The following is an 18,690-nucleotide window of genomic DNA, read 5'->3' as shown; positions in this document are numbered from 1 at the left end:
CGCGCGCTCCAGCCCATTCACCGGCTCGTCGCGCGCGTCCGGAAGAAGACCTTGCCCGAAGTAGCGCGAATCTCCGACTCCGTCAGGGAATCCGGCCCCGCGGTGAGTTTCTCACCCGCCGCATCCCGCCAACCGCGATCGTCGTGCCGCCATTCGAGGACAGGTTCCCATCGGCTGAGATCGGTCGAGACCTCGAACCACAGGTCCAGGTTCGCGGGAATCTTGTCGTCGGCCACGATACGAAAGACCGGACCGCTTGCTCCCCTTTGTTCCAGTGTCGCACGGGCTGGCAGGCTGGTATCCCCACGATGGAAGATCAGCATGTCGATCTCGTTGACCACGCCGTCGCCGTTCGCATCCGGCGATACCGGCTCCGTGACCGCCGGAGCCCGGCCAGCGGCCGCCACCGATGGCGCAGCGGGCTTCTCAGGCATCTCCAGCATCTTGGGCGCATAGTCAGCCCAGTAGAGAGCGTCACCGTAGGCAGCCAGATTGGAGCGGGAAAAGTAGGGAAACGGCAAGGTGAGTCCACCGGGATCGACAATCCCGCGGCTGGCAATCGGTCGCGGATTGTCCGCGAGGAAAAAGCGCATGGCCTGTTCGGAACCGATGATCCAGTCACCGTGAGCTTTGACGATCGAGTAAGCGAATGGGTCACCGGGCATGGAATAATAGCCGAGGAAGCCCAGGCTCGCCGATGAGTGAACTTGCAAGGCAGCCGAGAGGCTCACCGGATCGTGGACACCGCCGATCACCAGCACCGAATCGCTCGCATCGAGATACGCACCGAAGCTTTCCAGCGCCTTCGGCTGCCGCGCCATGATCGTGCCAAGTTGCTTGCCCTTCGGCAGCGAATAGGCGCGGATCAAACCGACGCTGTACATCTTCTGGTATTTCGCACCCGGCGCGGAAACGAACAGCCGGTCATGACTCAACCCGATCGCGTAGCCGAAGCCTTCACCCTTGGTCGACTTCGTGAAGACCGGCTTCAACGAGACCGCATCAAAGACCATCACGATCCCCGTCGACTTCTGGCTGGAGCCTGCGAATGAACCCGAAGCCGTGACGGCAATCCACTTGTCGTTCGCCTTGATCTCACCACCGAACTCCGCGGCTTTGCCCCTGAGGATCAGTTCGCTGATCAGCGTCCCGGTGGTGCCATCGTAAGCAAAGGTCCGGCCCACGCCCTTCTCGCTGGGAGCTCCCACGATCACCTTGTTACCCGAAACCCCGAGCGCGTGGCCGAAGCGTTTCCCTTCCGCACCTGCGGGAGCCCCGATGGTTCTGAGAAACGTCCCACCTTCGCGGTCGTAAATATCCACCAGTCCGGCGCGAATCCCGTCCGGCATCAATTCAAGGGGATAGCCGACAGCGAGCAGGCCCTCACCCGCCGCCACCGCACGCGCGCGGGTGATCCGGAGCGGCCCGCCGGTGGTGAAGGCGCTCGAGGGGATCGTGATGACGTGGGAATTCACGACCACGCCGCGCGCACCGGAGAACAAGGTTTCGCGCCCCGGAGCCGCCGCGCGCAGGAATGTGGTCTCGGATCCCTTCGCCGAACGCGTGGCGGCTACCGTGAAGTCAACGCCATCGGCATCCACGTTCAAGTCGACCGGCACCAGACCGAGCAAGCGATCCTTCACCGGGCGGTCCTCGGTGATCTCTGCATATTCGGAAATTCGCACCGGATACGTGCCTGCAAATCCTTCGCGCGGCACGACGCGCAGGGTCGTGACCTCGTTGTCGGCGATTGCCGGGGCGACGATCTTCACATTCGGCCGGTCCGGTGTCTTCACCACGCGGAAGCTCCTGTTGCGCGAAACAAGCACCCAACCGCCGTCATAGGCCAGGGCGTTCGCACCGATCCATTGTCCCTCCGGGCTGAGGTCCAGTGGCCCGAATCTCTCGATGTCGCAGCCGGTTTCCAGGTCCACGAAATAGGTCGTCTGCGAGGATTCCACGGTGCCCGTGAACAGATTCGTCAGAGCCACCGCATTGCCACTGATCACGCATCCGAAGTCATCGAGACCACTGGTGGCCGTGTAGCGGGACCACACGGGCTTGCCCGTGGTGCGATTCACGACGGACAGGCCGTGAGGCACGCTGAGAAAGACCTTGTCCTCCCACACGTTGAGGATCTTGGCATAGTCGCCACCGTCCTGATCGGAGGAGCGCCAGACGGCGCGCTCGGTTGCGGCCAGCGTGTTGCGATCAAACTCGATGATGCGGTTGTATTTCACGCGCTCCAGGATTCCACCGCCATAAGCGTAGGCATGGATCGATGACGGCGACCCATCGCGTGCATCCTGCGAGACCGCCACCGTGGCATCGCTCGGCAGCGACGCGGACGCGAGCAAGGCCCCGTCGGAGATCCGGCGGAGTTCAATGCCATTCGAAAAGCTCGCCCTGACCAGCACCTTGGTCGTGTCCACCATGCCGATGAAGCTGTTGGACGATAGATACCACGACCCTACGGAGGCGCCGGTGTCGGTGCGGTAGGCCACCAGACCACTATCGGCCACCACCACGACGAGATTCTCCCGGAAGGCGATCTTATAGAAGTTGGGCGGCCACGAGCTGCCACTGGGATTGGCGATGATGTTCCCCGTCTCCATGTCCACGATCGCCATCCCCGGCGACACGCCGGTGGTGAGGGGCTCCGGCTGGATCATGCCAACGAGAACACGGCCATTTGAACCTAGGACTCCCGTCCACTTCGCCTTGCCGCCTGCGATCTTCTGCGGATTGGCCTCGAGGTTGTAGCCATTGCCGGCGATCACCAGTGGCGCGCTGTCATTCTGGGCAAGGGCACCGCTGACCTGTTGGATGGAGACTTCGAAAAATTCGTTCGGCTCCAGTACCGTATCGGCGAGAACCGGCACGTCGACCAAGGCGGAAGTCTCGCCTGCGGGAATCGTGACCGTCTGCATCCACGGTGCGAAATCCGAGCCTTCCATCGCAGAGCCGCTGCGGGCCTTGAGCGTCACCTGCACCGGCCAGCTCACCGGATCGCTGATCGTCAGGCGGGCTTGGGCGGACCCTCCCTCGTGACCTTCTTGCGATGCTTCCAAATCGAGCAGCGGTTGATAGCTGGTATTCGCCACATTGCGATTCCACACCCACAGCGTTTCCGCATCGTCGATCATGCCGAGGTAGTCCTCCGCCGCCACCCAGCGCACGCTCTTGGTCCAATAGGGCAGCATCACTCCGGGAGGCGTGACACGCTCGCGCAGGCGCACCGCCGGCAGGTTCGAGAGATCGTAGTGGAGGAAGACGGAGCCCTCCTGGGTCTGAAGCTCCTGATGGACCCACAAGCCGTTTTCGACCAGGCGGAAGTCGACCGCTCCATACTGGGTCGGCGATAGCACCGGCACCCCGGAAATCGGAGTCAGGTCGGGAAGCCGGAACAGGGACACGACCAATCCTGACTTCCAGGCGAGCAGGTTGCCCCGCATCGCCACCGCCGTTCCGCCGCGAACGTAGTTTCCCATCACCTGCAAGGTTGCACGATTGAGAATCACCACCCTGTAGTTCGAGGGGGCGCGGTAGGAGATCGCCAGCCAGTTCTCGCAGCCCGTGACGTCGATCTCGCCGGCGCTCACCCCGAGCGATGCAAGCGTCGCCTGCCGCGGATTCGGCCCCATCGAATCGGTCACATACAGGATCTGGCCATTGATCGAGGCCATGCCGTGGGCATCGAAATAGCCGGGATACACGTTCGTCGGCAGCGTCAACTCTCCGAGCTTCTCCCCGCTGGTCCAGTCGCGGACGAAGTAGGGTCCGGTCGTGGGTGTCCCGGACGGGCGCGTCCAGAAGACCCCACTGTCTGCATCACAGGCGATCGACTCCTGGGCCTGTGGAAATGCCGGCCGCGACGCGAGATCGGAAACACCCGTCTTGCGATTCAATGCCAACCACTGGGTTCTGCCGACGCGGATCACATCGCCGTGCTTGAGGATGCTCTGCAGGTTGGAGTTCAGATTCTCATCCACCGGCTCGTACCCGGCCCACTTGCCGCCACGTGTTTCAAGCGGGAAACGCACCCCCAGGTCGTCGGCACGCAGGGACAAGAACGAAAGACAAAGGATCGCAGCGACGCGAAGGAACATGCGGCAGCGATTCATGGATCCAGAAGTTCTGTCAATGATGGCGCGGGAGATAACGACGCCTTGGCCGGAAATCCCGCCGCTCCGGCATTTCCACGGCCTCTCCGGCATGCCATCCTGTGCTGCCGATGCTCCACTCGTTGTTTCAGGAACAAAATCTCCCCATCACTCCCGCCGAGGCGTGGGAGTTCTTCTCTACATCCCACAATCTCGACGCCATCACCCCGCCGGATCTCGGCTTCCGCATCATCCACTGCCCGTCGGAAAAAATCCACGAAGGGCAAATCATCGAATACCGCATCAAGATCGTCCCCGGCGTGTGGCTACCGTGGGTGACCGAGATCAAGGGCGTCGACGAAGGCCGCTGCTTTATCGATGAGCAGCGCTTCGGCCCCTACAAGTTCTGGCACCACCGGCACATCTTCGAGCCCGTGGAAAACGGGGTGAAGATCATCGATCAGGTCCACTACGCCCTGCCTTTCGGGCCGCTGGGCCGCATCGTTCATGCGCTCTTCGTCCGGCGGAAGATGGAATGGATCTTCCGCTTCCGCCGGGAGGAACTTGAGAGGCGCTTCGGCCGTCGGGCCTGATCAGAATGGGGTGACGATGCCGCCGCCGAACTCCTGGAAACTGAGCTGAGAGTCGTCATTGTGATCCTTCCGGCCGAAGTCACGCAGCACCTTCCGCCACGGCTTGCTCTGGGCGAGCGTGCGGGCGAATTCCTCCGGATCGAGGAAGCCGTCCTCATCCGCGTCGGCCAGGGCGAACTTCTGCGACCTGCTCGGCTTCCCACCTTCCTTGCCGCCATTTGATGCGCGGAACTCGGTCAGCGAGAGGCCGCCGTTGTGATCGATGTCAGCCAGATTGAAGCGGTAGATCGCCTCCACCCACGACTTGCTCCGCGGCTCGAGCGCGAGAAACTCTGTCGAATCCACCTCTCCGTTGTCATTGATATCGGCCTTGTCGAAGCGGCGATCGAGCGCGCCGTTTCCAGCGGCAGGAGCGGTTGGAACAAAGGCGAGGGTCGCGAAAACGGCAAACGGCAGGAGTTTCGGCACGTGCATGGGGTCGTGTGGGGTGATTTAGTTTAGGTCTGTTAAATAAGCACAGCCCGCTTCCCCGTCAAGGCACCGGGTCTAACGGGATTTACGGAGCAATCGCCCGCAAGATTTGATTTGGCAACCGCGTTTGAGTCCGACTCCCTCTCCGGGAAACCCCGCCAACCCATGATTCTCCGCTCTGCTCTCGCCGCCGTCCTCCTCGCCGCTCCCGCCGCCGATGCCCGCGATGTCCTGATCCAGGGCAGGGGCAAGCTCGCCCTCTGGAGCGATGGCAAAATCGCTTGGGAAATGCCGTGGGGCGCCATCCACGACATCCACCGCGGCGATGACGGCAAGATCTACGTCCAGAAGGACATGCACGAGGTCTGCGCGATCGACCCGGAGAAAAAGGAGGTCGTCTGGAGCTACGATTCCACCAAATCCAACGGCAACGAAGGCAAGCGCCTCGAAGTCCACGCCTTCCAGCCCCTCAAGGACGGAAACATGATGATCGCCGAGAGCGGCGTCGGCCGCATCATCGAGGTCGATCACGATGGCAAACTGCTGAAGGAAGTCCCCCTGAAACGCGACCATCCCGAGCCGCACCGCGACACTCGCCTCGCCCGCAAGCTGGATAACGGCCACTACCTCGTCTGCCAGGAAGGCGACGGCACCGTCCGCGAGTACGATGCCGACGGCAAAGTCTTCTGGGAGTATGCGGTGCCCATGTTTGGCAAGCAAGCCAAGGACGGCCACGGCCCCGAGGCATTCGGCAACTGCACCTTCAGCTCGCTGCGACTCAAGAACGGCAACACACTGCTCACCACCGGCAATGGCCACTCGGTGCTCGAAGTGACCCCGGAAAAGGAGATCGTCTGGAAGATCGAGCAGAACGACCTGCCCGGCATCACTCTCGCTTGGGTCACCACCTTGCAGATCCTACCGAACGGCAACTACATCATCGGCAACTGCCACGCCGGCCCCGGCCAGCCGAACCTGATCGAGCTCGAACCGAAGACGAAGAAGGTCGTGTGGCAGCTCGATGGCTTCGAGCAGTTTGGCAATGACGTGTCGAACACACTGGTGGTGAAGCCCTGATCCGGCGCTTCATTCGCTAGCCGGCCAGCTTGCATTCCGGTGAACTTCGGGATTGGCTCGGATAAATAAAGGAGTCCATTGCCATGAAGTTCGCCGTTCTCTCTCTTTCCATCCTGGGCATTGCCTCCGGCCTCGCCCAACAGATCGAGGTCTCTCCCCATCACAAGCCCTACACGCGGGACGCGACGGTCGACTACGTCGCCACGACTGAGGAAGCGAAGTTCGACTCAAAGAAGCCTGACTCGGATGTCGGCGGCGACCCGGACGCCGACGCCAAGAAGCCCGGCTCCCTGCTCGGGAAAACCGGCAAGTTGATCTCGTGGTTCGGAATCGTTCGCGAATTGCCAGCCAAACCGAGCGAGCCCTTCCTGATCGAGCACAAGCACTACGACGGCTTGAATGACGATCACATCCAGCTGGCGTCCCTCTACGGCGTCGGAGATTTCAAGGTCACCGCTTCGGATCCGAGAGGCAACCTCAAGCGGCTCTCGCTGGTCCGGGTCATCGGCACGGTCACCGGCGAAAAGGACAAGATTCCCACCGTCAAGGCCGACTATATCCGCGTATGGCACCTGGGTGATTTCACCTTCATGGACTACGGCGCCGACGCCACCAATGAGAAGTGGAAGAAGCTGCGCCAAAAGGTCGATCTGATCTACAGCCCGCAGCCGGACGCTAAATACTACGAGAAGCTGCTCGGGAAGTAACCGCCGAACGAGTCGTCTTGGTATCCTTCATCGCCTACGTGAGGATTAGTGCGGTCATGGGCCATCCGATCATACCGCCACCCACCCTGCTCGAGATCGGAGTAAATGCCGGACTCTTGGCCGCCGCCGGCCTCTGGACGGCCCGCGGCATCCTTTCGGCAAGGCGAGGCCCGAACGCAAACTAGAGATGCCGTCTTCCGTGGTACGTAGTCCCGGCTTCAGCCGGACTCGCCACAGCTGAGAAGCCGTTTCCTTCAAGTCCATCCGAAGCCGGGACACCTGCACTTGGATCGCAATCCCCGGCAAGCCGTCACGGCCTCGTGATCTCCAGCTTCAGGAACTGCTTCGGCTGCCCCCCGACCGGCAAGGCCGTGCGGATCTTCACCGTTTCAGTGCCGTTGCCATTGTCGACCGGATAGCCGCTAACCATCACCGCGAGATCCCAGTCTCCCAGCGTCATCGACCTACGATGAACATAGGAGATCCCCGCCAGCGCCGGCTTCGGCCTGACATAGGTTGAGGTGAGGTAAAGCTGTCCATCCACCAGCTCCACTTCCTCCACCGGCAAACGTCCGGCATCGGATGCCGTTGGACTGCCGCCAAGCGCTGCCTCTAGCAAGGTATCGAGACCATCGCCGTCCGCGTCCGCACTATCGGCCGCGCCCGCAGCCTGCGCCCCGGCAAGACCACCGAAAGCCGCGATCTTCCAGTCATTGAGCGGCGAGTCCTGGATCGTCACGGTGGAGCTGGCATTTCCCTGCAGATAGCCCGGCACGTTGCCAAGCGCGAGCGTCACCGTCGTCGGTCCCGTGACCGAGGCGGAGTCGATCGGCTGGACGAGCAGATTCGCCGAGCTCTGCCCTGCAGGAATCGCGAAACCCTCCAACGCGGGATTGAGCGAGAAGTCCAGGCCTGTCATCGCGCTGCCACTGAGGAAGAACGGAACACTCAATGCCGCAGTGGTCGGGCCCGTGCGGCTCACGGTGAAAAGACCCGTGTCGCCAGTACCCTTCCGGGCCGTGGCATCGCCAACCGCGATCGAAACGGTATTCCCTTCGAGGGCGAGCTGCGTCACTTCTGCCGCACTCAATGCGCGCCCATAGAGCCGGACCTGATCCAGCTTGCCGTTCAGGTGATTCACGGCGCCCGAAGCCGGAGTCTTCGTCGAGAAATAGAGTGGATTGGCGGTTACCGGCACCGCGGCCGTCGCGGCAATCGAACCAACCTCCACGCCATCGAAGTAAAGCACCATGCGGTCGCCATCATACGTGCTCGCCACATGCACCCACTGATTGACCGGCGGCAGCGCCGTCTCCAGGCGGCCTACGCCCGAAATATCCCAAACGAACTTACTGTTCTCGGCGAGCAGGCGATATTGATTGTCGGTATTTCCCTTTTGCAGGATGCGGTTGTTGCCGCTCCAGGCCGTGGCATTCACCCAGGCACTGACGGAAATCGCTGTCGTTGGATTGAGCGAGGCGGTATTCGCAACCGTCACGCTCTGTCCGGACTGCCCCGTGAAAAGAAGCGCCCCGCCCAAGCGACCACCGCTCGCCTGCCATTGCGGCAGCGGCGTGGTCAGCGTGCCCGAGAGCCCCGCCCCGCTGGAGTCCGCGGCGTTGGTGCCGCTCGTTTCATCGAGCTTCCACCAGCCGATCAGATTGTCTGATAGATCCAGTCCGGCGAGGACGCCGATCTCAGTGACCTTCAGTGCGCGATTGTAAACACGCACGTCATCCAGCGAGCCGTTGAGATGATCGCCCGCCGTCGCCGCAGGCGTCTTGGTGCCAAGATACATGGCATCGGCAGTCACCGGAATCGCACCGGTCGCGGCGAGCACGCCGGTCTGCACTCCATTGACAAAGACGCGCATCCGCGCGCCGTCGTAGGTCGCGGCGAGATGGAACCACTGGTTCAACGGCGGCAGCGGAGCCTGGATCTCGCCGACGTTCGCAATCTCCCAGACCAGCTTGCCGCCCTCGATGAGCAGGCGGTACTGGTTGTCAGCATCGCCCTTCTGGAGCACGCGCCGGTTGCTCGCCCAGTCAGACGAATACACCCATGCCGAAATCGAGATCGCCGCGGTGGGATTCAGCGAAGCGTGGTTCGCCACCGTCACGCTCTGGTTGACCTCGCCGGTGAAACGCAGCGAACCGCCGATCTGCCCGCTCGCCTGCCACTGTGGCAAGGGCGCGGTCAGCGTGCCGGTGCGACCGAAACCCGTGGCATCCGCCGCAGTCCCACCACTGGCATCATCGAAGCGCCACCACGCGACAATCCCATCATCAAGCCCGACGCCGGTGACCGCAAATGTCGTGACCGGCTCGCTCGCATCATTGGAAGCGATCACCACCGTGGCATTCTTGGCGCCATAGCCCTGCGGCGCGAAAACGATCTGGATATTCGTGCTGCCCGGACCCGTCAGGCTGGCCGGAGGCTGCGCCGAAACGCTGAACGACGAAGCATCCGTCCCTTGGATGCGGACCCGTGGCGATCCCGTTAGATTGAGCGGCAAATTGCCCAGATTCTGGATCGTGAAGGTCCGCGTCACGTTGCCGGTGCCCGGCGTGGAAACGCCGAAGTCCGTCCCATCCGCGGCACTGGGCGTGAGGTCGTTGTTGGAGATGTCGATCCCATTTCCCGTGAGCCGGATCTCCGGCGCTGGCGGTCCGACATTCGCCGTCGCTGACGCGATGTTCGACGGCGTGGAATAAACATACTCGCCGAATGCCATCACCCGGTACGAGTTCGTCTGAAACGGCTCCGCGGTAATGTCGCTATATGAGGTCACGCCCGGCCCCACGATCGCCAGCGAGGTGAAGCTCACGCCATCGAGCGACCGCTCGATCGAAAAGCCGGCCTCGTTGCTGGAAAGATCCTGCCACGTCAGATTCACCTGCGTGTTCGACACGGCGGTCGCCACGAGCGTTGCCGGCGGCGTCACGTTCTCTTCCGGCAGCGAATTGATCCACGCCTCCAGCATGGCCACGCCATCCTTGTCGACCATGTTCCGTCCCAGCGGCGGCATCTGGTTCTCGCCCGTGATGCTGATGCGATGATGCAGGATCGAGTCGTTCAAGCTTTGCGGCACCACGACGCGGGCATTGGGATTCCCGAGCGAATTGAGAACCGGGCCGTAATAAATCCCCTGGTCTTGGAAAGGCGTCAAATAGCGCGCATCCCACAAGGCATGCACGCCATTCGGCCGGTGGCAATAGGAGCAATTCGCATCCAGATACGAGCGGGCCCTCTCTTGCAGTGAGGCGCTGGTGTCGTTGTGATGGGAGAGCTTTTGCAATCCCGGCAGCTCCGCATCCTCGGGGCCATGGTCGAAGAGACCCACATGGCTCCACGCGCTGAGCTGCTGGTCGGTGACACCATTGGGGAACAGCATCTCGCGATTGAACTGCCGCGTGCTCGGCCCGAGCACACCGCCCGACTGCGGATTGTGGCAACGCAGGCAGTCCTGCCGGCTCGGGAAGTACCACGGCTGCCGGCGGGTATCGACGTGGAACTTCGCCACCGTCGTCGGCGAGGCCGTGTGCGCCGTGACTGCCAGGCCGAAGTAAACCTGATCCGGCAAATCAAGCGTGGTCCGCTGGTACTCGGCCCACGTGAAGCCATCCGAACTCCAGTAAGCGATGAAGGTGTCACCCTCACGTCGCATCCGCAGCCAGGTATCCGGATAGTTCACCTTCGGCTGCGGAGCCGCAGGATAGAGCGCAGTGGCACTCCCGCCGGTGGTCGCACGATACTGGAACTCGTAGCCGCCGGTATTGTTGTTACGCGCCGCATTGCTCGGGAAAACCAGCGCCATCACGTGACGGGCATTCGCCGCGAGCGAGTCGCGGACCATCAGGCCCGTTTTCGTGTAAAGATCGGACTGCACCACGCTCTCGATCCGCACCGCGACATCGAAGTCTCCAGTGCGCTGCTGGTGCGCGTAGTGGAATTGATCGCTCGTTCCCCAGATATCCGTGCCACCTGCGGTGATCGTGATCGCATTGCCGTTTCTAACAGTCGATCCCGCCAAGGCCGGACCACCGATGTCCTGGCTGGTAAAGGAGCCGATCGGCGCGGTGGCGATCGAGATGTTTTCAGTCAGGCTGCCATCCAGCAAATCCGCATCGCTCTGGTCGGCGCGCCACTTGTAAGTCGCCCCATACACCTCGCCATCATCCTGCTTCACGATCACGCGCGTTTCGAGCCTGCGCTTCGCATTCGGATCGACGTCGCTGACCGGCAGATCGAAGTGCTTCACCAAGACGGAACCATGGGGAAAGCTCCACTCGCCCGTGGGCTGGAAGCCCACCGTGGTTCCATTCGGAATCGCCGCGAACCGCGACTTGATCGCGCCGTCCGACCAGAAGGGTTCATTGAGCTGATACGGGATCAACCGAGCATCAGGCGTCAGGGCCGCGAGATTGCTGAACAAGCCGGTCGCACCCAGAGTCGCCGGCAAAGGCGATCCCGGCGGCGGCCCACCCCGCTGGAGCTTGTAGATCCGCCCTTCCGTGCTGCTCAGCCGGCACATGTAGAGTTCGCGATTCGCATCGAGACCGAAGGAGCCGAGACCACGGTAGTCGTTGCCCGAGTTCGGCCCCGGACCATCCGGCAGCACCGCGAGTGTCACCTTCGCCGCCGGGCTGACCGACTCATCGAGGTACCAGATGATGCCGCTCATGTTGTCGCCGAAAATGTATTTCCCGTAGAGCTCGGGAAACTCAGTGCCCCGGTAAACATAGCCGCCCACCACACAGCTCCCGTCCTGCGACGAATGCGCGTAGTCGATGATGGGCCCCTTGCTGGTCCCGATGTATGATCCAGTGAGATCCCCACCCTTCCCTTCAATCGTGGCCCACTGGAAGTTCAGCCCCGGCGGATCATTCGGCTCGATCACGCTGACTTCCTCCCGCGCACCATTCCCGACATCACCGATGAAAATCCGCCCGGTCACCGGGTCGATGGTCATGCGGTGCGGGCTGCGCAAACCGATCGCGAACATTTCCTCCAGCGCATTCGGTTGACCGACGAAGGGATTGTCATTCGGCACATAGTAGCGCGGCCAAGTCGGACTGACTTCATTCACCGGACGCTTGGTCGGCGCATGGCTGATCGCACCGCCGCGTTGGTCCACATCGATGCGGATCACGCAGGAGAAGAGCGCACGATCATTGCGCTGCGTATTGAGCGCGGAGTCTTGGTCGTCGCCATTGGTGATGTAGAGGAAGCCATTCTGCGGATGGAAGAACATCCCGCCGCCATTGTGCCAGACGCTCGCATCCTGCTGATCGATCACCACGTACTCGCTGGCCTTGGTGGTCTGCAGGTTCGCATCGAGCACGAAGCGAGAGAGCCGGTCGCGGGTCGGCGTCGCGGTCGGCGGACGGGTATTGGCATCGCCAATCACCGGACCGAGGTCACCAGCGCCACCGGTGATGCCGCCACGCCAATTGTACCAGATGTACATCTGGTGGTTGTTCTGAAAGTCCGGGTGAAGCGCCAACCCCAGCAAACCGGAGTCATCCCAGCCTTGGACGTTTGAGGAAAGATCGACGACGAGCGTCTTCGTCGTGGTCGCCGCGTTGTTGTCGAAGGTCCAGATCTTCCCATCGCGCTCCCACACGATCAATTTGTTCGTCCCCGGGACCGGCGCGAGGCCCACGGGGTTGAGGAAGGTTAGGTTCGGAAACGCGATCACCGTGGACCAATTCCCCGGCACCGCCGGCGGCGTGGTCGGAAAAGTGCCGTCGTAATAGGCATCCACATCCGGCCGGGAGGTAAGCCCGTGCTGCTGGGCGAAAAGAGGCAGCGTTGCTGCCCACAACAACGCGGCGCAACGGTAGACGGTGGATTTTTTCATGCAGAAAGGCGGCTGGGGCAAACGGCCGGAGGTAAAACGAAGCCGAAGGCCCGGCATTAGATACGCCCGGCAGAGGACAAGAGGTTTAGCCTAAAATCGTTTCACCCCGGTGACAGACTCGTCACACGCGGATTCATCAAGCGCGAAATCCCCTTTCCTCCGCCACGGCCACCACGGATGCTGACGCCGATGGACATCCGGGAATACGCGGTGCAGGGAGCTTTGGCGGCGGCGCAATGCGCTGTCATTCAGGTAGGCAGCATCGTTTCCGTCGTGCTGCTGCGCTCGGCTGGCTACCCCGATCCGGAACGTAGCTGGCCCGTCCTGCCCTCGCTGATCCGCGAATGGGGTCCCCTTGCCTTCGCGATTCCAGCGGCCTGGGTGATAGCGACGATCATTTTGGAACAGCGGCGGTCCCATTGGTTCTCGAAACGGGAAACCTTCGTCACCGGCCTGCTGGTCGCCGCCCTTCTGGTAGTGATCTACGTGGTCGCCTCGCTGCAGGCATGGCATCTGATGCCGCATTCCCAAGCCGCCCAAGGGTAAGGCGGAATTTTGGCTGTCCCGCCCGCCTTGCCCTTTTAGCCTCACGGCATGTCCGTCACCCGCGAGCGCCTGGTCGAAGTCCTGGAAGAAATCGCCCTGCTGCTAGAGATCCAAGGTGAGAACCCCTTCAAGATCCGCGCCTATCGCCAGGGAGCCGAGGTCGTGTCCGGCTACGACGGCGACATCGTGGCGCTTGCCCGCGACAACAAGCTCGAAGGAATCAAAGGCCTCGGCGATGCCCTGCGCGACAAGCTCCACGAGCTCGCCACCACCGGTGAGCTGGAGTTCCATAAGAAACTGCGGGTCGGCTATCCGGACTCGTTCTTCGACCTCTTCGACCTCGATGGGCTCGGCCCAAAGAAGATCGCAGTCCTGAATCGCGAGCTGAAAGTCGATTCGATCCCCTCTCTGAAGGCCGCTTGCGAAGCCGGCACCGTAGCCGGACTCCCCGGATTCGGAGCCAAGACCCAGACCAAGATCCTCGAATCACTCGCGCGCCGTGAGCAATCGGCCGAGGCTTTCCGCCTCGATATCGCCATTCAGGCGGCAGAAGACATCCTGGAAGTGCTGCGCCTGCATCCGGAAGTGCTACGCGCCTCGGTCGCCGGCTCGACCCGGCGGTCGAAGGAGATCGTGCACGACCTCGACTTCATCGTCGCCACGCCCAAGCCAGCGGAATTGACAGCATTCTTCGCCAAGCAAGGCTTCGCCAAGGAAGTCATCGCCCAAGGCGACACCAAGTGCTCGATCCGCTTGGAAAGCGGCATGCAGTGCGACCTCCGCGCGGTCTCAAATGACCAGTATCCTTTTGCGCTGTTCTATTTCACCGGTAGCAAGGAGCACAACGTGGCCATCCGCTCCCGCGCCTTGAAGAAAGGCTGGTCGCTCAACGAATACGCCTTCTCCGGCGAAAACGTACCCACCAACATCCACGACGAGGCGGACATCTATCGCGCACTCGGCCTCGATTTCGTTCCACCCGAACTACGCGAGAACCGCGGCGAGATCGAAGCAGCAGACGACGGCAAGCTGCCGCGCCTGTTAGAATGGGAAAACCTGCGCGGCACCTTCCACAACCACACCACCGAGTCCGACGGCAAGGCTTCGCTCAACGCGATGGCCGAAGGCGCCCGGGAGCTGGGCTTGCAATACCTCGGCATCGCCGATCACTCGAAGTCCTCGCCGCAGGCCAATGGCCTCAGCCCCGAACGCTTGGCCACGCAGATCCAAACCATCGTCGCGTGGAACAAGGAGCACGGCAGCGATCAATTCCGGCTCTTCTCCGGCTCCGAAGTCGACATCCTCAAGAGCGGCGACCTCGACTTCGAGGACGATCTGTTAGCCTCACTCGACTACGCAGTGGCATCCGTCCACAACGCCCTCACGCTCGATGAGGAAGAGATGACCAAGCGGATCATCAAGGCGATGGAGAATCCCTACATCACCATGCTCGGCCACCTCACCGGGCGCTTGCTGCTTCGCCGCGATGGCTACGCGGTGAACCACGAGAAGATCATCGACTGCGCCGCCGAAACCCGCACCGTCATCGAACTCAACTGCAACCCGAAGCGCTTCGACATGGACTGGCGCTGGTGGCACCGCGCCCGCGACAAGGGCGTGCTGTGCTCCATCAATCCCGACGCCCACTCGGTCAACCAACTCCAATACCTCCGCTTCGGCGCAAGCGTCGCCAGGAAGGGCTGGCTGCGACGCGAGGACGTGGTGACCACCAAGCCGCTGAAGGAAATGGAAGAGTGGCTGAAGTTGCCGAAGCCGAAGCGGTGACCCTGCTCCATTCAATCGCACTCTGTTGAGAGCATGAAGAGAATGCCGCTAGAGTATTTGCCTGTGAACCGATGGTTCTGGAGACCGGAAGACCCAGACCGCTGGGTAAAGTTGGGCGGGAGTTACAGCATTCTGTCAAAGGCAGGTTTACCGGACTACGTCCCGAAGCCTGACGAGATGGTCCTGCTCGATCCGAACTATTGTTCAGAATGCTACGCACTGCTTCTTTGGCCTCCCACCGGTCCCTGCTCGGAATGTGGAGCTACAGACGAAGAGAGGAGTTCCATGAACCGAATCAAGGAGGTCGTGGGAAATTGGACCGGATTCGACGATCCTCACATCTAGCAGCTAGAAGGCCCCATCAGCGCTTCGCCACATCCTGCAGCAGCCGCAGCCGATCCAGCGCACTCCCATCATCAATCAACCGCCTCGCGATCTCGATCCCATCGCCGATGTCGTCGGCGAGGCCGCAGCAAGCAATCGCAGCACCCGCATTGAGCACGACCATGTCGCGCTTCGCCCCGGTGTCCTTGCCGCTGAGAATGGCTTCCAGAATGGCGGCGTTCACTTCCGCATCGCCGCCTTGCAGCTCCTCCACCTCGGCATGCTTCATGCCGAAGTCACGCGGGCGAATCTCTTCGTCCTGGAGATCCTGATAGAGCCCCGCCTTGCAGATGCGGGTGGAGCCCATGAGACTGACTTCATCCACACAACGGCCGTCGCCGGTAGTGCCATGGACAGCCCAGGCGCTTTCACGACCGAGGCGCTGGAGGATCTCCGCAAAGGCCGGGCACATCTCCCGATCAAAGACGCCGACCAGCTGGCACTGCGGCTTGGCCGGATTCATCAGTGGTCCGATGAGATTGAAGATGGTGCGCACGCCCTTTTCAGCGAGCTGCTTGCGGGCATTCGCCACCGCCTTGAAGGCGGGATGATAGTTCGGCGCAAAAAGGAAGCCAACCCCTGCCTTCTCCAGACAATCGCGGAAACCATCCGCGTCTAGATCAATGCGGATGCCGAGGTATTCCAGCACATCGGCACCACCGCTCTTCGAGGTAATGCCGCGGTTGCCGTGCTTCATCACCACCGCACCGGTCGCAGCCACCACGAACATCGCCGTGGTGGAAACATTGAAAAGGTTCAGCTTGTCGCCACCGGTGCCGCAGACGTCGATCGTCGGCCCCTCAAGATCCAGCAGACCGACATGCGGGTCGACGGCATGCTCCAGGAAAGCCTCCACAAACCCGGCAAGCTCCGCCGGCGTTTCCCCTTTCTTGGAAAGGTTCTCCAGCACGGCCACCTTCTTCTCATCCGGCGCATGCGGATCGAGCAGCAGCTCGGCAGCCACGGTGATTTCACGGGGCGAGAGCTCCTCTTTCCGTTCCAGATGATGAATCAGTGCGTCCACGAGCGGAGGATAGTAGCACGCATCGCACCGATTTTGCCAAGGGATTCTCTTCCCGGGACCAACAAAGCTCCCGGATCGGCGCCAAAGATCGACTAACCCGCAAAGAGCACAAAGCTCGCAAAGGAAAGACGATCAGAGCCTTTTCTCTGCGATCTTTGCGTTCTTTGCGGTTAAAAACTCCCCGGTGCCTAGCTCCAGAGCTTGCGGATCACCTGAAGCAGGACGAGGCCGCTCACGACGAGAACGCCGGTGAGGATCCACGCCATGGTCATCTCGCCGTAGAGGAATTTGCCGATGGCGAAAAGAGACGACCAGATGAGCGCGCAGCCGGAAACCCAGCCGAGAGTGGCGAGACCCATGTGGTCTCCGGAGGCTTTCACAGTGCTTTCGGGCACTCCGGCTTCGCGGCGGACGGAATTCCAACCCGGACCGGCCGGCTGCACTTTCCTGAAGAAAGAGATCAGCGTCTTGCGGTCCGTCTGAGGAGCCAGGAAGGCCATCGAAAGCCAGCAAACCGTGGTAAAGGCGACTGAGCAAATGACGCCGGGTGCAAAAGGAATCTCGTGACCGGTCTTTTTCAGTGCGAAGAGAGTTACCGAGGTCACTACCGCCGCAGCCATGGCAACGATTTCGCACCATGCATTCACCCGCCACCAGAACCAGCGGACGATGTAAAGGAGTCCGGTGCCCGCACCGATGTTGATCAAAGCTTCAAATGCTTCCTGGGCCGAGGTGAGCGCATAGCTGAGGGAAGCCGCAACCACATACAGGAGAAGAGTGCAGACTCGGCCAACCGACACGTAGTGTTTTTCGGTCCCATCCGTTTTAATGAAACGGCGATAGAAGTCGTGGACGAGATAGGAGGCACCCCAGTTCAGGTGGGTTAGGATAGTGGACGAGTTCGCTGCGATCAACCCACCGACCATAAGACCCATGAACCCGACCGGCAGGAATTTGAGCATCGCCGGGAAAGCGCTGTCGTGGCCGATCAGATTTGGATTGGCATCGGGGAAGGCTTCCTTGATCGAAGCGAGGTCGGGATAGACGATGATCGAGCAGAGAGCGGTGATGATCCACGGCCACGGGCGGAGAACGTAATGGGCGATATTGAAGAACAGGGTGCCGCCGAGCGAGTCCTTCTCTGACTTCGAGGCGAGCATGCGCTGAGCGATGTAGCTGCCACCGCCAGGCTCGGCACCAGGATACCAGTTCGCCCACCAGCCGATGGCGATAGGAACGAGGAAGATCATCAGCGCGAGATCCCACATGCCAAAGTTCGGCAGCACGTCGAGGATCGGCTGGCCGGTGCCATCCGCCACTGACATTACGGGCTGCGCACCCTTCGGCGTCACGACCTGCTGGGTGCCCAAGACTTCCACCAGCTTGTGTAGGCCGGCGAATGCCGTCTCCCCCACACCCGTGCGACGAGCCACTTCCTTCAGCGCGAAATAGGCCGCGGCAAAGACAGCGGTCATTTTGATGAAGAACTGCACCATGTCGATGATCAGCACGCCCCACAGGCCGGAGTGCGCGGCGAAGACGACGTTGAGCACACCGCAGATCAGGATCGTCTGCCAGTTGTCGAGGCCGAAGAGAATGTTGGCGATCTTGCACGCGGCGAGCGTCACCATGCCCATGATGAAGCAGTTGAAGAACAGGCCGAGGTAAACGGCTCGGAAGCCGCGGACGACGGACGCGGCCTTGCCGGAATAGCGCAACTCGTAAAATTCGAGATCCGTCATCACCCCGGAGCGGCGCCACAGGCGGGCGAAGAAGAAGACGGTCGCCACGCCCGTCAGGACGAAGGCCCACCACTGCCAGTTTCCAGCGACACCGAACTTGCGGACCTGCTCGGTGACCCAGTTCGGGGTATCGGACGAGAAGGTCGTCGCCACCATCGACAGGCCGGCCAGCCACCACGGCACCGATTGGCCGGAGGCGAAGAACTCGGAGGTGCTTTCGCCCGACTTCTTTCCATAGAACAGCGCCGGAACGAAGCAGACTAGAATCGAGCCTACGATGATCACCCAGTCGAGCGTGCTAAGCTGGATCACGCCGAGCAGGGCTGGGTTCAAGAAGATGGAAAGCGCCATGTGGATGGGTTGTTAGCTGCCATAGGGGCAGGGCGACAATGGCG

10 protein-coding genes are annotated in these 18,690 nt (G+C 61.6%); 5 read left to right on the top strand and 5 right to left on the bottom strand.

Annotation, left to right across the window (positions count from 1 at the left end; genetic code table 11):
* Positions 1 to 17 precede the first annotated feature (17 nt).
* Positions 18 to 4,124, bottom strand: coding sequence for a Calx-beta domain-containing protein (locus WKV53_RS17540; RefSeq protein ID WP_341406079.1), 4,107 nt, complete (start codon positions 4,122 to 4,124; stop codon positions 18 to 20).
* A 110-nt stretch (positions 4,125 to 4,234) separates the two neighbouring features.
* Here WKV53_RS17540 and WKV53_RS17535 point away from each other — a divergent pair, with 110 nt between their 5' ends.
* Positions 4,235 to 4,696 carry an SRPBCC family protein gene (locus tag WKV53_RS17535; protein ID WP_341406078.1) on the top strand — a complete coding sequence of 154 codons (462 nt, stop codon included), beginning with the start codon at positions 4,235 to 4,237 and terminating at the stop codon, positions 4,694 to 4,696.
* Here WKV53_RS17535 and WKV53_RS17530 read toward each other — a convergent pair whose 3' ends face one another.
* On the bottom strand, positions 4,697 to 5,170 hold the full coding sequence (locus WKV53_RS17530) for an EF-hand domain-containing protein (RefSeq protein ID WP_341406077.1): 474 nt from the start codon (positions 5,168 to 5,170) through the stop codon (positions 4,697 to 4,699). It abuts the gene before it with no gap.
* Positions 5,171 to 5,332: 162 nt separating this feature from the next.
* Here WKV53_RS17530 and WKV53_RS17525 point away from each other — a divergent pair, with 162 nt between their 5' ends.
* On the top strand, positions 5,333 to 6,244 hold the full coding sequence (locus tag WKV53_RS17525) for an outer membrane protein assembly factor BamB family protein (protein ID WP_341406076.1): 912 nt from the start codon (positions 5,333 to 5,335) through the stop codon (positions 6,242 to 6,244).
* 83 nt (positions 6,245 to 6,327) lie between these two features.
* A complete protein-coding gene (locus WKV53_RS17520; protein WP_341406075.1) occupies positions 6,328 to 6,951 on the top strand; it encodes a hypothetical protein in 624 nt (207 codons plus the stop codon).
* A gap of 310 nt (positions 6,952 to 7,261) precedes the next feature.
* Here WKV53_RS17520 and WKV53_RS17515 read toward each other — a convergent pair whose 3' ends face one another.
* Complete coding sequence (locus WKV53_RS17515) at positions 7,262 to 12,814, bottom strand: LamG-like jellyroll fold domain-containing protein (protein WP_341406074.1); 5,553 nt, start codon at positions 12,812 to 12,814, stop codon at positions 7,262 to 7,264.
* Positions 12,815 to 13,003: 189 nt separating this feature from the next.
* Between WKV53_RS17515 and WKV53_RS17510 the strand changes: the two genes are divergently transcribed.
* Both WKV53_RS17510 and polX read left to right on the top strand, forming a co-directional pair.
* Entirely contained in the window at positions 13,004 to 13,360 is a 357-nt protein-coding gene (locus WKV53_RS17510) for a hypothetical protein (RefSeq protein WP_341406073.1), read from the top strand.
* A gap of 48 nt (positions 13,361 to 13,408) precedes the next feature.
* A complete protein-coding gene (gene polX, locus WKV53_RS17505; RefSeq protein ID WP_341406072.1) occupies positions 13,409 to 15,145 on the top strand; it encodes a DNA polymerase/3'-5' exonuclease PolX in 1,737 nt (578 codons plus the stop codon).
* 361 nt (positions 15,146 to 15,506) lie between these two features.
* On the opposite strand, the gene trpD is transcribed toward polX, so the two are convergent.
* Both trpD and WKV53_RS17495 read right to left on the bottom strand, forming a co-directional pair.
* The gene (gene trpD, locus WKV53_RS17500) at positions 15,507 to 16,553 is read right to left on the bottom strand and encodes an anthranilate phosphoribosyltransferase (RefSeq protein ID WP_341406071.1); all 1,047 of its coding nucleotides are present in this window, start codon (positions 16,551 to 16,553) and stop codon (positions 15,507 to 15,509) included.
* Positions 16,554 to 16,741: 188 nt separating this feature from the next.
* Positions 16,742 to 18,646 (bottom strand): sodium:solute symporter family protein, encoded by a 1,905-nt coding sequence (locus WKV53_RS17495; RefSeq protein ID WP_341406070.1) that lies wholly within the window; start codon positions 18,644 to 18,646, stop codon positions 16,742 to 16,744.
* Positions 18,647 to 18,690 lie beyond the last annotated feature (44 nt).

It is taken from the genome of Luteolibacter sp. Y139 (assembly GCF_038066715.1).
GTDB classification, from domain to species: domain Bacteria; phylum Verrucomicrobiota; class Verrucomicrobiia; order Verrucomicrobiales; family Akkermansiaceae; genus Haloferula; species Haloferula soli.
This window is presented reverse-complemented; position numbering and strand designations above follow the sequence as displayed.

Coding starts and splice junctions, on each gene's coding strand:
- WKV53_RS17540 (WP_341406079.1), bottom strand. CDS start 4,124: ATGAATCGCTGCCGCATGTTCCTTCGCGTCGCTGCGATCCTTTGTCTT.
- WKV53_RS17535 (WP_341406078.1), top strand. CDS start 4,235: ATGCTCCACTCGTTGTTTCAGGAACAAAATCTCCCCATCACTCCCGCC.
- WKV53_RS17530 (WP_341406077.1), bottom strand. CDS start 5,170: ATGCACGTGCCGAAACTCCTGCCGTTTGCCGTTTTCGCGACCCTCGCC.
- WKV53_RS17525 (WP_341406076.1), top strand. CDS start 5,333: ATGATTCTCCGCTCTGCTCTCGCCGCCGTCCTCCTCGCCGCTCCCGCC.
- WKV53_RS17520 (WP_341406075.1), top strand. CDS start 6,328: ATGAAGTTCGCCGTTCTCTCTCTTTCCATCCTGGGCATTGCCTCCGGC.
- WKV53_RS17515 (WP_341406074.1), bottom strand. CDS start 12,814: ATGAAAAAATCCACCGTCTACCGTTGCGCCGCGTTGTTGTGGGCAGCA.
- WKV53_RS17510 (WP_341406073.1), top strand. CDS start 13,004: ATGGACATCCGGGAATACGCGGTGCAGGGAGCTTTGGCGGCGGCGCAA.
- polX (WP_341406072.1), top strand. CDS start 13,409: ATGTCCGTCACCCGCGAGCGCCTGGTCGAAGTCCTGGAAGAAATCGCC.
- WKV53_RS17495 (WP_341406070.1), bottom strand. CDS start 18,646: ATGGCGCTTTCCATCTTCTTGAACCCAGCCCTGCTCGGCGTGATCCAG.